This is a genomic window from Fibrivirga algicola, from assembly GCF_011742925.1.
In the GTDB taxonomy this organism is placed as follows: domain Bacteria; phylum Bacteroidota; class Bacteroidia; order Cytophagales; family Spirosomataceae; genus Fibrella; species Fibrella algicola.
In genome coordinates this window covers 646,851-661,559 of sequence record NZ_WAEL01000001.1, presented here as the reverse complement: position 1 = coordinate 661,559, position 14,709 = coordinate 646,851, and the positions used below count along the sequence as shown (strand labels likewise).

The 14,709-nt window shown below is 53.4% G+C and carries 10 protein-coding genes; 6 read left to right on the top strand and 4 right to left on the bottom strand.

Annotated elements, in window-relative coordinates; translation table 11 throughout:
• Nucleotides 1-12 precede the first annotated feature (12 nt).
• Entirely contained in the window at nucleotides 13-1,530 is a 1,518-nt protein-coding gene (locus tag F7231_RS02645) for a tagaturonate reductase (protein WP_166690809.1), read from the top strand.
• Nucleotides 1,531-1,576: 46 nt separating this feature from the next.
• Here F7231_RS02645 and F7231_RS02640 read toward each other — a convergent pair whose 3' ends face one another.
• The 3 genes from F7231_RS02640 to F7231_RS02630 form a co-directional block, all read right to left on the bottom strand.
• Nucleotides 1,577-1,966: a thiol-disulfide oxidoreductase DCC family protein gene (locus F7231_RS02640; RefSeq protein WP_166690808.1), complete on the bottom strand. Its 390-nt coding sequence runs from the start codon at nucleotides 1,964-1,966 to the stop codon at nucleotides 1,577-1,579.
• Nucleotides 1,967-1,990: 24 nt separating this feature from the next.
• Complete coding sequence (locus F7231_RS02635; protein WP_166690807.1) at nucleotides 1,991-3,907, bottom strand: DNA polymerase III subunit gamma/tau; 1,917 nt, start codon at nucleotides 3,905-3,907, stop codon at nucleotides 1,991-1,993.
• Nucleotides 3,908-3,989: 82 nt separating this feature from the next.
• Nucleotides 3,990-6,620 carry a PAS domain-containing sensor histidine kinase gene (locus F7231_RS02630; protein WP_157510824.1) on the bottom strand — a complete coding sequence of 877 codons (2,631 nt, stop codon included), beginning with the start codon at nucleotides 6,618-6,620 and terminating at the stop codon, nucleotides 3,990-3,992.
• A gap of 229 nt (nucleotides 6,621-6,849) precedes the next feature.
• Between F7231_RS02630 and F7231_RS02625 the strand changes: the two genes are divergently transcribed.
• A complete protein-coding gene (locus tag F7231_RS02625) occupies nucleotides 6,850-9,690 on the top strand; it encodes an alpha-amylase family glycosyl hydrolase (RefSeq protein WP_166690806.1) in 2,841 nt (946 codons plus the stop codon).
• A gap of 60 nt (nucleotides 9,691-9,750) precedes the next feature.
• Here the strand turns inward: F7231_RS02625 and fdhD are convergent, their stop codons facing one another.
• Nucleotides 9,751-10,611 (bottom strand): formate dehydrogenase accessory sulfurtransferase FdhD, encoded by an 861-nt coding sequence (gene fdhD / locus F7231_RS02620; RefSeq protein WP_166690805.1) that lies wholly within the window; start codon nucleotides 10,609-10,611, stop codon nucleotides 9,751-9,753.
• Nucleotides 10,612-10,733: 122 nt separating this feature from the next.
• Between fdhD and F7231_RS02615 the strand changes: the two genes are divergently transcribed.
• The 4 genes from F7231_RS02615 to F7231_RS02600 all read left to right on the top strand — a co-directional run bounded on the left by F7231_RS02615 (nucleotide 10,734) and on the right by F7231_RS02600 (nucleotide 14,617).
• On the top strand, nucleotides 10,734-11,252 hold the full coding sequence (locus tag F7231_RS02615; protein WP_166690804.1) for a GNAT family N-acetyltransferase: 519 nt from the start codon (nucleotides 10,734-10,736) through the stop codon (nucleotides 11,250-11,252).
• 71 nt (nucleotides 11,253-11,323) lie between these two features.
• Nucleotides 11,324-13,282, top strand: a complete 1,959-nt coding sequence (locus F7231_RS02610; RefSeq protein WP_208295515.1) for a BamA/TamA family outer membrane protein — start codon at nucleotides 11,324-11,326, stop codon at nucleotides 13,280-13,282.
• A 203-nt stretch (nucleotides 13,283-13,485) separates the two neighbouring features.
• Nucleotides 13,486-13,950, top strand: coding sequence for a MarR family winged helix-turn-helix transcriptional regulator (locus F7231_RS02605; protein WP_085415282.1), 465 nt, complete (start codon nucleotides 13,486-13,488; stop codon nucleotides 13,948-13,950).
• A 40-nt stretch (nucleotides 13,951-13,990) separates the two neighbouring features.
• Complete coding sequence (locus tag F7231_RS02600) at nucleotides 13,991-14,617, top strand: YceI family protein (RefSeq protein WP_085414836.1); 627 nt, start codon at nucleotides 13,991-13,993, stop codon at nucleotides 14,615-14,617.
• The last annotated feature ends 92 nt before the right edge of the window (nucleotides 14,618-14,709 follow it).

The following is a 14,709-nucleotide window of genomic DNA, read 5'->3' as shown; positions in this document are numbered from 1 at the left end:
TTATTTTGCCCCATGAATCAACTCCCATCGTCTGTCATCACCGCCGTCGGCACACCCGCCGCAGCACTCCCCGAACGAGTTCTTCAATTTGGTACAGGCGTATTGCTACGCGGTCTGGTCGATTTCCTGATCGACAAAGCCAACAAACAGAACGTATTTAATGGCTCGGTAGTCGTTGTAAAATCGACCGGAAATGATGTCAGTGAATTTGCCCAGCAAGACAACCGCTATTCTGTGTGGGTACGTGGTGTTCAGAACGGGCAAACGGTGGAAGAACAAACGGTTGTAACGGCGATCAGCCGGGTGCTGGCCGCCCAAACGCAGTGGGAAGACGTGCTGGCGCTGGCTCGTAAACCATCGCTTCAGGTAGTGGTGTCCAATACAACCGAAGTAGGCCTGCAGTATGTGGAAGAAAGCATTTTTCAGACACCACCGAAGTCATTTCCGGCGAAGCTGACGGCTTTTCTGTACGAGCGATTCAAAGGGGCGGGTGGCTCGCGCAAGATGGGTTTGGTAGTTGTGCCAACCGAACTGTTACCTGACAATGGGCTGCGCCTGCGGGATGCCGTTGAACGCACCGCCCAACACAATGAGTTGGGTAAGCTCTTCATGAAATGGCTTAAATTCCACGTCCGTTTTTGTAACTCGCTGGTCGACCGGATTGTGACGGGCAAACCGGACGAAGAAGCAACGGCCCTATTCGAGCAAAAAGCAGGCTATACCGACACCCTCCTGACGGCCACCGAGCCTTACTATTTCTGGGCCATTGAAGGAGACGACCGGGTACGGAAAGTGCTCTCTTTTGCTGAGGTTAGCCCAACGCACCTGGTTATCGACGAAGATATCAGTTTCTACCGCGAGCGTAAACTTCGGCTCCTTAATGGTGCCCACACGTTTATGACGCCACTCAGCTATTTATTGGGCAACGTAACGGTAGAAGATTCGATGAACCACCCGCTGATGGGGCCGCTCGTGACAGACCTGATGCTGAAAGACATTGCCCCCAGCGTACCCACCGATCTGGCTGGCGATGATGGTGCCGCCGCCGTCATGCAATTTGGTCAGGAGGTGCTTGATCGGTTTAGAAATCCGTTCAACGAGCACTTTCTGTTGAATATCACCTTACAGCAATCGGCCAAGATGCAGGTACGTAACGTACCCACGCTGCAGCGACTGGCCGAGGCTGGTGCGATTCCAGACCGGATGGCGCTTTGCTTCGCCGCTTTTTTGCTCTTTATGCGCGCTAACCGCCAAACCGAGGACGGTGAGTATATTGGTGAAATTCTGGTACCCGGTGGCGAACTCGTGTACCCGATTCGCGATGCACAGGCAGCTTATTTTTACGAAAAGTGGCAAGCCGTAAAATCAGGTGACAGCCAATCGGTTGCCGATTTTGTGCAGACCATTTTGGCCGACAAGAACGTATGGCAAGCCGACCTGACCACGTTGCCCGGCTTTGCCGATAAGGTGACAACGTACCTAACCACAATGCTCACGAAGGGAGTTGAGGCAGCCGTGAAACTGGTTTAAATCCGAACTGGCTGCTTGCTTGCGCAACGTTATGCGCAAGCAACACTTACGTCAGAAAGCGGCTTTTCAGCTCAGGCGTCGGCAGCATACAGGCATCTTGCCGACCAAAGAAGCGATACCGGTTTTGGGCAATAAGCGTATAGACGGCGTCGCGGACAACTCTCGGAAAGAACACCAGTGGGTAAAGCAGTTGCCAGCCCCCGCCAAGATCGCGCATGACCAGCAACCCCGCCGTTGATTTGGTATAGGCTGTCTTGTTCCGGATGTAAACGAACGTATCGAAATCGTGGGTACGTAGCCCATGCGCTTTAAGCAAGGCCTGACCGCTGGCTGACTGTAAGGCGGCAAACGTGAACCGCACCGCCGGATCGTGGCGGATTACAAATTGCACCAGGCCGTTACAGAGGTTACAAACGCCATCGAAGAGGACTGTCATTGATCAACAAGCGTTTGCTGGTGCCTAATAGTCAACTTCTAGGCCTAATGCCTGCCGGAGCTTATGTAGCGCCGGGTTCTTTTCAGCCAGGTAGTTGAATTTATCTTGGGGGGAATAGATCAGCTTCTTTACCTCAACCATCACTACCGCGTGCTCAATCTGAAGTTGCCAGTTCTGAAGGGTCTGTCGCAGGTAAGCCAGCAGATCGGGCAGCATACCGGCAAAGAGGTCTTCCTGAATGTGATTGTCGAGGTTCAGGGTGATAGTGGTGCCATCCAGCGTAAAATCGCGGTTCAGAATGATTTGTTCGCTGGCATTGTCGGTCTGTTGGCGACGTTGAGCGGCAAACGTTTTCCAGGCAGTCTGTAGGGCCACCATTGTAAATGGCTGGCTGGGGCGCTCACCGGCAGCAATCGTCACTTCGGTTTCCACAGCCTGTGGCTTGGCGCCAATACCCACTGTCGACCGTAGCCGACTTGTGGCCGGTAACGGCGTTCCGGCGGCGGGAGCCGCCGTACGGGGCGGAAGCGGCAGCACTGCCGGACGAGCCGCCGCTGCACGGGCCGCTGGCTGCGGCTGGTAATTTGCAGGCGGCTCGCTGGTAAACGTCGGCAGTTCAGCAGCTACCGGAGTTGGTGCAGGCGTTTCAGGTACGTCGGTCGGAGCAGACGTGCCTTGCTCAGGCTGCGGATTGGTCGCTAGGCCGTTACCCGACTGAGGCTGGCCGTTTTTTTTTTCGGCGATCTGTTCAGTACTGATCGCAATGCCATTGGTAGCCGAACCTGATGCCCGGTTCATACCTGTCGGCTCAGCTACTAATTCGGGCATCGCCTCCCAATTCAACAGGTCGCGCAGGCTGGCGAGCTTCATCAGGCACAGTTCAACGTGGAGGCGCTGATCTTTGGCCTGCTTGAAATTCATATCGCACTGCCCACCAATGCTCAGTCCCGACAACAGGAACGACAAGGGCGACTGGGCTGCCTGCGTCAGGTACAACTGCTGCACCCGCTCGGTTACCTGAAGCAACTGCACCGTGGCGGCGTCTTTGCAGACCAGCAGATCGCGGAAATGGCGATTCAGGCCAACTACAAACTGGTGCGCATCAAATCCTTTGCGCAGAATTTCGTCGAGCACCAGTAGCGTCTGCGGCAGGTTACCCTGCAACAGTAGATCGGTGAGCCGGAAGTAATAATCATAGTCAAGAATGTGCAGGTTGTCGAGTACTTCCCGGTAACGTAGCGTTCTGTCGGTCGAGAACGTCACATTCAGGTCAAACATCGACAGCGCATCACGCAGGCCACCATCGGCTTTTTGAGCGATCAGCTCCAGCGATTCGCCATCGGCCGTAACGCCTTCTTTCCGGGCAATGTCGGCCAAGTGCGCGGCCATGTCGGCGGTCTTGATCCGGTTGAAATCGAAGATCTGACAGCGCGACAAAATCGTGGGCAGGATCTTGTGCTTCTCAGTCGTTGCCAGAATGAAAATGGCGTACGTAGGCGGTTCTTCCAGCGTTTTCAGAAACGCATTGAAAGCCGCCGCCGAGAGCATGTGCACCTCATCAATAATATAAATCTTGTATTTCCCCGACTGCGGCGGATAACGTACCTGATCGATCAGGTTACGGATGTCATCTACCGAGTTGTTGGAGGCCGCATCGAGTTCGTGAATATTGAACGAAGCGTTCTGATTAAAGCTAACGCACGACTCGCACTGATCGCAGGCTTCTGAATCAGGCGTTAGATTGGTGCAGTTGATTGTTTTCGCGAGAATCCGGGCGCAGGTGGTTTTACCAACGCCCCGCGGCCCGCAAAACAAAAACGCCGAGGCCAACTGATTGGTCCTGATCGCGTTCTTGAGTGTGGTGGTAATATGCCCCTGACCAACAACGGTGTCGAACGTTGCGGGGCGGTATTTCCGGGCCGAAACCACAAAATTATCCATACTCAAAGATAGGGGAAAGCCCCCTAACCCCAAAGCCTAATCTATCCCCCACCCGTCAGTTCGGTTCTCTTTCAGCGTATGGCTACACCGCCGGCAGGTAGATCGTAAAGACGGCCCCCTGCCCCTGTTGGCTGCTGGCCGTTACGGCGCCGCCGTGATTCTCAACCACTTTCTGCACAATAGCCAGGCCAATACCCGTACCCTCATATTGACTACGCCCGTGCAGACGCTGAAACACCTGAAAAATGCGGTCTGTATATTTCTGGTCAAACCCGATTCCGTTGTCGACCAATGTAATGCACTCGTAAAAAGCTGCTTTTTGAACAGGTAGTACATCGTCGGGCAGATTAGCTGCGGCTACCCGATGTCCCGACAAACTGATGACGGGTAATCGCTCGTTTGACCTGAACTTGAGCGCATTGGAAAGTAAATTTTGAAGCAATTGACGGAGTTGCATTTCATCGCCATATACCGTTGGCAACTCACCCACCTGCACCACGGCCTCAGTTTCCTGAATTGTCAGGTCCAGGTCGTCGAGCACTCGCGTAGCTACCGCCTGTATCGACACCAGTTGAGCATCATCGCGCCGCGAGGCTAACCGTGAGTAAGCCAGGATGTCACGAATCAGCCCCGACATTCGGTTGGCGGCGATCTGCATTCTTACAATCAGGTCAATACCGTCGAGTCCTACCAGGCTGCCATACCGGGTTTGCAGCACATCACCGAACGACTGAATCTTGCGTAGCGGCTCCTGCAAATCATGGCTGGCTACGTAAGCAAACTGCTCGAGATTGGCGTTAGAGCGTTTCAGATCGGCAATCGTGTTTTCGAGCTGTTGCTGAAGCTGCTTCAGGGCGGTATAATCCGTGAATGTCACCAGCACCGCGTCGTTCATTTTGGTTACCATCAGATCGAGCCACACATCGATACCATCACCTTCATAGTGGAAATCGAAGCGCTTGGTTACGCCCGTCAGATAGGCTTCCCTGTAATGTGCGAATAGCCCGTTTGTCAGGTAATCAGGTAACCAACGGCTGGCCAGGTCCCCAATAATCGTAGCGGACTCCTGACCCACATAGGCGCCTAGTTGCTTGTTGGCTACTTTGAATCGAAAATCGACCAGTTCTCCCGTTTCATTCAGTACGGGTGACATGAGGGATATTCCCGTTTGTGAGGTGTCGATAACCGTACTTAGCTCTTCAGAAGCCGCCTCAACCGCCTTGGTGGCCCGTTTGAGGGCTGAGATATCTGAGAACGTCACCACGAAGCCATCGCCCAGTTTCTGGGTCGAGATACTAAGCCAGAAATCCAGGCCATCGTGGTTATAGTATACTTCAGTGCTCCCCGGCTGGCCAGATTCAGTCGTTTGCACATACAGGTCAAACAGACCGGTTTCCCAATTCCCCGGAAACATATCGTACAGTCGTTTGCCCAGCAGAGACTCAACCGGTAAACCTATAATTGACTCGCAGGCCTTGTTGACCACTACAAAGCGGAAGTCGACGATTGCCTGCTGCCGGGCCGGGTCCCGAATTGCTTCGAAAGCCATAATACCACTCTCTGACCCGTCGAGTACACTGTTGAGCAATTCCGTTTGCTGACGGGTCTTCACGGCCTGTTGTTCAACCACTTGTTGCGCCTGCTTAAGCAACGTGTAGTCGGTAAACGTAACCAGCACATCATTCTCGACGCGTCGGCTTTGCACATCGAACCAGACATCGAAACCGTCAACGTTGTAGTTGATATCCGCCCGAAGTTCTTCACCAGTCAGGTACGTCCGCCGGTACTGATCGAAGAGACCGGTTTCGCGGTAGCTGGTAAACCAGTCAGAAGCTACGGCTCCCGTTAGCGTTTCCGGTGTTTGTCCCACCAGGGCGGCCACCATCCGGTTGATCGTTTTGAAGCGAAAATCGATGATCTCATCCCCTGCCTCATTGAGGATCGGGCTGAAAACGAAGATGCCCGTTTGCGCATGATCGATGACCGACTGCAGGTTTCGGGCAGCTTCTTCAATTGTTTCGCGGGCCAGCCGGGCTTCAGTCGTATTGGTCGAAGTAATGACCAGGTAGCTCTCATGCCGGGAAACTGACAATTCAAACCATCCCCGCCGATCGGAATCGCCGTAGTACACCTCACTTTTGCGGGGTATCCCATCGGCCAGGGTAGCGCAGTACAGGTCGAACACACCGGCGCGCTTGTATTCAGGGTACACCTCGCCCAGGCTCTGACCAATGACCGCTTTCACATTCACGTTTGTCAGGTCGCCGAAGGCCTGATTAGCGGCAACAATCACATAGTCGTTGGGCTGTTGATCAGCCGTGTAAACCGGCTGAATTAGGAGCGTACCATTCTGCGACCCTTCGAGCATCGCCTGCATCTGAGTAGCCTGTTCCTGGATGGCTTTAGCCGCTTGAATCTGGTCCGACACATCGCGGGCTACACTTAAGATACCCCCGTTCATGGACTGGTGCGTAATTGTGTACCAGCCATTCAAGACGTCGTTGAACTGCGTATAAGTCTGAGAGACACCCGTCTCCAGCACTTCGGCCAGCAGCCAGAAGTGTTTCGCAAAGTAAGCTGGCCGCACCTGAGTGTCGTCGAGGAACAGCGCACCCGGTTCAAGCTTGTAGTTCGTTAGTGTCGACTGGGTACGAATAACCCCATTGACGTAAATAAACTGAAAGTTGACCAGCTCGCCACTGGGACTGTACATGGGCTTTAACCAGGAGATTCCTTCTGGCAAAACATCCAACAGTGCCGCTAAAGACAGATCGTTGGTTTGATCAGTGAGCATCAATAAAAAGTAACAAACTATGAATGGTGTAGCACACCTACAAAGGTAAGTAGGCCTGGTATAACCCGACCAATTGTGGCCTGTCCGTCATCGATATTTTAAACGCTGGTATGGGTTCGCTACCTTTGATAATCCAAAAATACAACGTATGCGTACCAAACTTTATCAACTCACAACGAGTGTTCTGCTATTTATTTTAGTGCTTGGCAGTTTTACTCCCACTCTTGCTCAACTTGTTACCACCCAGCCTGCCTTTCCGACTGCTGACCGTGAGGTAACCATAATCATTGATCTGAAACAGGCTAAAGATGGTCGGGCAGCGGGTTTGCTCGGAAAAACAACCGACATCTACTTCTGGTCGGGCGCTGGCCGTACCGAAACAGGCAACGCGTTTGAGTTCACCCCTACAGGACAAACGAATTTTAATGCGCCCTTCGCACCGGGCACCATGACCTCGCTGGGTAATGACCGCTGGCAGATCAAGATTGTGCCGCGCACGTACTACAACGTACCTGTCGGCACTCCCATTCGGCGGCTGGGTATGGTAATCAAAAATGGCGCGGGCACCGCCCAGACCGAAGATTTTTTTACGCCAATTTATGACGCCAAACTAACGGTATCGTTTGCCCGCCCCACAGCCCGATTCCTGCTGGTAGAGCCTAACGCCACCGTTCCTGTGCGGGCCAACGTGTCGGAGAAAGCTACACTTACGCTGCGGGTAAATGGCACAACCGTAGCCTCGGCGACCAATGCCGACTCGGTGGTTGCCAACGTATCAACGGGAACAGCCAACAACGTGATCCGGAAGGTGGTGGCTACGGCCCAGACGGCAACCGAAACGGCTTCCGACTCATTTTTGCTATACGTTAAGCCAACCCCAACTGTGGCGGCACTGCCCGCCGGGCTGCGCGATGGCATCAGTTACAGCGCCACCGACCCAACCAGCGCAACGCTGGTGTTGTATGCGCCCAAAAAATCGTTTGTGCTGGTACTGAGTGAGCAAAACGACTGGACACCAGACCCGGCTTCGCTGATGAACAAAACACCCGACGGTGAACGGTACTGGCTCGCCCTGACGGGGCTGCGGTCGGGTCAGGAAATGGCCTTTCAGTACCTTGTGGACGGGCAGATTCCGACCGGTGATCCGTACTGCGATAAGATTCTGGATCGGAACAACGACTCCTTCCTGACCACGACCTATGCCGGATTGAAGGCATTCCCGACCAAAGCGCAGGGGCAGATTGTGTCGGTGCTGCAAACCGGCCAAACTGCCTACCCCTGGAAAGTAGCTAACTTCACCCGCCCCGATGCCAGAAACATGGTGGTGTACGAGTTGCTGGTGCGCGACTTTACGGCATCACGTCAGTACAAAAACGTGGGCGATTCACTGACGTACCTGAAAAAACTGGGCATCAACGCCATCGAGATCATGCCGGTGATGGAGTTTTCGGGCAACGACTCATGGGGCTATAACCCCATCTATTATTTCGCCCCCGATAAAGCCTACGGCTCGAAAAACGACCTGAAAGCGTTTATCGATAAGTGCCACGAAAATGGTATTGCCGTGATTCTGGATATGGTACTGAACCAGGCCGACTACGAGTTTCCGTACGTGAAAATGTACTGGGCGGGCGACAAACCATCGGCCGACAGTCCGTTTTTCAACCAGACTGCCACGCACCCGTTCAGCGTCTTTTTCGATTTCAACCACGAGAGCCCGGCCACGCAGGCCCTCGTACAGCGGGTAAATCAATATTGGCTGCAGGAGTACAAAATGGATGGTTTCCGGTTCGATTTATCGAAGGGATTCACCCAGAAGAGCAATCCAACCAACGTGGGTGCCTGGGGCAACTACGACGCCAGCCGCGTAGCCATCTGGAAGCGCATTTACGATCAGATTCGGGTGTATGATAAATCGGCCTATGTGATTCTGGAACACTTTGCCGACAACGACGAAGAGAAAGAACTCGCCAATTATGGCATGCTGTTCTGGGGGAACCATAACTACAACTACCGCTATGCCGCCCGGGGTGTAGTGAATGGACGCGACGATAACTTCGACTGGATTTCGTACAAACTCCGTGGTTGGAACAACCCGAATATTCTGGGTTACATGGAAAGCCACGACGAAGAACGAATGGTGTATGACCTGGTGCAAAACGGGTCGTCATCAGGTACGTATACCACCAAAGACATAACTACGGCACTGGAACGCGCCAAGCTAGCCGCTGCGCTGTTTATCCCTGTTCCCGGCCCGAAACTTATCTGGCAATTTGGCGAACTGGGCTACGACGTGTCGATTGAGCAGAATGGCCGCACCGGAGCCAAGCCCATCCGCTGGGAATACGCCACCGACCCCAACCGGGCCAAGCTGCTCCGCGTGTACCAGGAGCTGATCAAGTTAAAACTATCACAACCTGCATTTCAGACTACCGACTACTCGTTTGTGGCCAACCAGCCGGTGAAGCGCCTGGTGCTGAACAACGCCACGCAGCCCGTGGTCATCATCGGCAACTTTGATGTACAGTCGAACGCCGTAGTGCTCGACCTGCCTAAAACAGGTACGTGGTACGACTACTTTACCGGTCAGTCAATTAACGCCACGGCTGCTTCAGCCTTGACCATGCAACCCGGTCAATGGCATATTCTGACCACGACTAAGCTACCCACGCCTGAGCCCAATATTGTGCCCTGGAACTTGGTTCCGCCCGCCCCGGTGGTGCTGGCAACCGAACCGCTGTTCGGCCTGTCGGTATCGCCGAACCCCACCGCCGACATGGCTGTGCTGGATTGGGAAAGTGCCTATCGCGGCCCCGTTACGGTGTCTGTCAGTGGTGTATCAGGGCGGGCGTTGCAAACGCTGACCGTACAGAAAACGGCGCAAACCCTTCGCCAGCCGGTGAGTTTGAAAGCACTCCCTGCCGGGATGTATTTCCTGAACGTGCAAACCAACGATGGCACGCAGGTACGCAAGCTGTTGAAAGAGTAGTAGTTCGTCCAGTTGCGCCTTATCTTGACGATATAGCGTAACTGGCCTTGTTTGTGTATTTCACAAAGCCCCGGCCATAGTCGGGGCTTTTTCGATGATGCGCTCCGGGTACGTATAGAGGGTGAAGCGGTCAGCTTTCAGGAAACCAACCAGCGTAATACCCGCCTCACGGGCCAGCTCAACGGCCAGGCTCGACGGAGCGCCCAGCGCAATGAGCATCGGTACGCCCGCCATCCAGCTTTTCTGCACCAGTTCGAAGCCAATGCGGCCGCTGACCAGCACAGCCTGGTTGTGCATGGGTACGTTCCCATTCCAGAACGCAATGCCCAGCAGTTTATCAAGGGCATTATGACGACCGATATCTTCGCGTACCGCCCCCAGTTGCCCATCGCGGCCAATAAGCGCCGAGGCGTGCAGTCCACCCGTATGCGCAAACGCCTGCTGCCGGGTACGTAGTTGGTCGGGCAGGGTCATTAACGTAGCGGCGTCGAGGAGGAACGTACCTGACACCGGGGCGGGGCACGATGTACGGATGGCATCGATCGATGTTTTTCCACACACGCCGCAGTTCGACGCCGTGATGCCGTGTCGGTCGAGTTTAGCCCAGTCAAGTTGCACATCGGGGTGCAGTTCAACGCGAATTACATTTCCTTTTTCTACCTCTTCCTGCGAACAATGCCGGGCCGAGAGAATCTCCGTTCGCGACTGCACGATGCCTTCGGTGAACAGAAAACCCAGCGCCAGTTCAACATCGTGGCCGGGTGTTCGCATGGTGACAGCCAGCGGCCGTTGCTGCCGGTCATTGGCCGGGCCAAACCCCAGCCGTATTTCCAAAGGCTCTTCTACAGCCAGCAGATCGGGGCTTTCGGAGAACCCTCCATTTGCAAATCGATGAACGGCAGTGGGGGCAACAAGCGGCATACACGTAGTTGGTTGAGGCAATTTATACTCGTCAATACTTCCTGCTACTATAAGATCATCTGGCCCCTATAGGTTTTACGCTAACCAAACTTTGTACTTTAGACCACTCATTCCGCCAATCCATGATCATTCGCCAGGCAACGACAGCCGATCTCGACACCCTTGTTGCATTAGCCCAACGCACCATCTACGATGCTTTTAGTCCTGACAAATACCCCGGTAACCCGGTTCAGGCCTATATCGACGAAGCTGTGACAGCGCCCGTCTACGCCAGGGAATTTACTGACCGCCGCGCCACCTTCTGGCTGGCCGAAACAGCCGAAGGTGAGGCCATTGGCTTCCTGAAACTACGCCGGCACGCACCGCCCCGACGGCTGCCGATCCGGAATGCTCTCGAAATCGTTCGTATCTACCTGCTCGATGGCCATATTGGGCAAGGGTATGGTCGACAGTTGGTGCAACACAGCATCGAGTACGCTCGTATGCAGGGTTGCGCCGCGGTTTGGCTGGGAGTTTGGGAACACAATGCTCCCGCACTTGTTTTTTATGAGAAGATGGGCTTCACTAAATTTGGCTGGCACGCTTTTCTCTTCGGTGGTGAACGTCAGCGTGACTTTTGGCTGTGGAAGAGCGTACACTAAATTAAACGTCAGGCCCGTTTCGTGGTCTATATAACGCTGTTCACCTTACTCGGCAATTCTCTATACGTCCATTGATACGCATCAACACTTTGTTTCACCTGTTTACCGGCGCCCTGCTTGTTATGCTTGCCGGAACGGGTTGCGTATGGGCACAACAAACGACCGACTCGACCAAAGCCGAGACCCCTTCTTCGTCAACAACGGCCGTTGTAGCGCGGGAATTACCCATCGATTCGCTGATTACCCCCTACGGCCTTATGTTGGCCGACAGCGCCGAGCGGGCGCGTGATAGTGTGCGCTACTCCCGCCTGAAACAACGTATGTCGAAAGGGAAGCTAACACGTGAGTTGTATAACGTTCTGTTCCGCGATGTGTACAACATTCGATCGTCGGGAGAGGTAAATCAGATCGAAGTAAACCCGTACAAGGTATATGAAGGCCGGGTCATTGGCACCATTTTCATTAAGCGGCTCGGCGTGTTCGGGTCCAGTGTATATGACACCACGCGCAACTCGGCCAACTGGGTTGAGAAAGTAGCCAATAGTTTGCACGTCAACACGCGGGAGAATGTAATTCGGCGATCCTACCTGCAATTTCAGGAGGGTGATCTGGTTAACCCTACCGTACTGCGCGACAATGAGCGACTATTGCGGAATGTGGGCTTATTCATCGACGTTCGGATTCTGGTGGTTCCCCGCCTTGGCAGTCGCCAGTTTGTTGATGTGTACGTTATTACGCAGGATGTCTGGTCGCTGCTGCCCGACGGGGGTTTCAGCGGATTCAACAATTTTCAGTTTGGGCTCGATCAGCGGAATTTTCGGGGACTCGGTCATCAGTTGTTCAACCGGATCAGCTACAACGCCACGCTGCCAGGTCAGAAAACGGAGTACCAGGGGAAATATGTAATTCCTTACATCGGCAAAACCTTTCTGACCGGGCAAGCCGATCTGGTGCTCCTTCGTGACCAGAAATTCATCTCGGCCAAGATATACCGTCCTTTTCTGAACCCCGACACCAAATGGGCGGGACAGCTCGAATTGGGCCGGTACTGGCTCAACAACCGGGTATTCGATCGCCGTGACAGCCTGCTCAGCTTTCCGCTCAATTATTACTACAGCGACATCTGGATCGGGCGGTCGTTTCCGTCGCCATTTCGGGTCAGAAACCCCGAGGATCGAGCCCGTATTGTGGTAGCCGGACGCCTCACCGCCTACGATTATACGCGTCGCCCCGAAGTAACGGCTGATAGCAACCAGTTATACCAGAATCGGCGAACGACTATTTTCAGCCTGGGGTATTCGCAGCGCAGGTACGTTCGCGACGTGCTCATCTACGGCTTCGGGCGTACTGAAGATGTACCTTACGGTAGCCTGATGTCATTAGTTGGCGGGTTTGAAGAAGCTGAACTGGGCCTGCGGAACTACGTGGGCGTCAGCTTTTCGCGGGGACAATACATCCATAAGATTGGGTACCTGTATGGCCTGCTGAATACGGGTTCCTACTTTAGAAAAGGCCGACGCGAGCAATCGGTGCTCAATCTGGAAACAAATTATTTCAGCCCCCTTCACAAGATTAAGTGGGGACAGATGCGGCATTTCTTTAATGCGCGTGTGACAGTAGGCGCCGACCGATTTAACAATGAATCGATCAACCTGAATAATAACAACAGCTTTGGGGCCGGGAGCGACGGGTTATTTGGCACCAAACGGCTCCTTGTAGGCTACGAAAACCTACTCTTTTCGCGGGTCAATATTGCCGGGTTCCGGGTGGCCTTTCTCACCTTTGCCAACCTGGGCCTTGTAAGCTACCCCGAGCGGTCGTTACTGGCCGGGCCACTCTATCAGGGCTATGGCCTGGGCTTCCGACTGCGCAACGAGAACCTAACCTTCAACAGCCTGCAGATCCGGTTCACCTACTACCCGAACCTCCCCAATAACGCCTCAGCACTGCGGTATGCGTTTGAAGGCGTGCCGGTTCTTCGTCTCCGCGATTTTGATATCAACTCGCCTCAGGTTACAGTGTTTCAATAATTTCTCCCAAGCTTTTTTCAAACGCTGCCGAACTTAATTCTTTAAATTACTATTGTATATAATGTATCGACATTATATTTGCATCAACATCTGTGAACAACAAACTCCAAACCATCTGGCTCAACGAGTTAGACGACGAGGCAGCCGCTTTAACAGATTGCGACTTTGTTGATTCAACCCTTACGCAAGCGACACCTACACGCATGAAAATTGAAGAAGAGATTAAGCAAACTCAGTTCAAATCGCCGCTTCACCGGTTGATCGTGAACCTGATGTACACGAATAACTGGCTGTGCGATAGCCAAATGCGTCTTCTGAAACCTTTCGGCCTCACGGTTCCGCAGTATAACGTGCTTCGCATTTTGCGGGGTCAGCACCCACAGCCAGTTCGTATCAATGACATCACCGAACGGATGATGGATAAGATGTCGAATGCCTCGCGGCTGGTTGATAAACTGGTGCTTAAAAAGCTGGTTGTCCGCACCGAATGCCCCAGCGACCGTCGCGCTGTTGACGTGCTGATTGCCGAAAAAGGATTGACCCTCCTGAAAAAAATCGATGAGGTACAGGATGACTGGGAAATTCAGTTCAAGGCCTATGAAGGCGAGCGCGCCGACGAACTCAACGCCCTGTTGAATGAGTTTCGAAGCGCAGCCACCGACAAATAATTACCATTTTTTAAATTCTCTACATAATATCAGAAGTACCATGAAAAACAACCTGATTCTGGCGGGTTTCGCCGCTCTTGCCCTGACTGCAACAACTGCTTTCACGGGTCCAGGTAAAACAACTAAAATTGTTGCGGCAAAAGCCGCTACGTACAAAATCGATGCCGCCAAAAGCACGCTGACCTGGAACGGTAAGAAAGTGACTGGCGAGCACACAGGTAACATCAATGTGAAAGACGGCGCCTTTGTTGTTGACGGCAATAAAGTAACGGGTGGCCAGTTTACGTTCGACATGAACAGCATTACCTGCACCGACCTGACCGACAAAGAATACAACGGCAAGTTCATTGGCCATATGAAGTCGGAAGATTTCTTCAACACGGCGAAATACCCAACATCTACGTTCAAGATCACGAAGGTGACGCCTAAAGGAGGTGACCAGTACGACATCGCGGGTAACATGACCATTAAAGGTATCACCAACGCTGTGAGCTTCCCTGCTACCGTGAAAATGGCCGGCAACCAGATTACGGCTACTGGTAAAGCCACGCTCGATCGTACGAAATACGACATCCGGTACGGGTCAAAATCGTTCTTCGAGAACATCGGTGACAAAGCCATCTACGACGACTTTACGGTCGACATGAAACTGGCGGCCAATAAGTAACAGACCTTATGATCTATCCGGCGGTTTAGCGCAAGATAGGTATATAAAGCCCCGGCAAGCGTCGGGGCTTTTTTTGTCTGCCTTGATTGCCC

Excerpts from the sequence above, each read along its gene's own strand:
- F7231_RS02635 (WP_166690807.1), bottom strand. The coding sequence starts at position 3,907 with ATGGATAATTTTGTGGTTTCGGCCCGGAAATACCGCCCCGCAACGTTC.
- F7231_RS02605 (WP_085415282.1), top strand. The coding sequence starts at position 13,486 with ATGAAAATTGAAGAAGAGATTAAGCAAACTCAGTTCAAATCGCCGCTT.
- F7231_RS02640 (WP_166690808.1), bottom strand. The coding sequence starts at position 1,966 with ATGACAGTCCTCTTCGATGGCGTTTGTAACCTCTGTAACGGCCTGGTG.
- F7231_RS02600 (WP_085414836.1), top strand. The coding sequence starts at position 13,991 with ATGAAAAACAACCTGATTCTGGCGGGTTTCGCCGCTCTTGCCCTGACT.
- fdhD (WP_166690805.1), bottom strand. The coding sequence starts at position 10,611 with ATGCCGCTTGTTGCCCCCACTGCCGTTCATCGATTTGCAAATGGAGGG.
- F7231_RS02630 (WP_157510824.1), bottom strand. The coding sequence starts at position 6,620 with ATGTACAGTCCCAGTGGCGAGCTGGTCAACTTTCAGTTTATTTACGTC.
- F7231_RS02615 (WP_166690804.1), top strand. The coding sequence starts at position 10,734 with ATGATCATTCGCCAGGCAACGACAGCCGATCTCGACACCCTTGTTGCA.
- F7231_RS02625 (WP_166690806.1), top strand. The coding sequence starts at position 6,850 with ATGCGTACCAAACTTTATCAACTCACAACGAGTGTTCTGCTATTTATT.
- F7231_RS02645 (WP_166690809.1), top strand. The coding sequence starts at position 13 with ATGAATCAACTCCCATCGTCTGTCATCACCGCCGTCGGCACACCCGCC.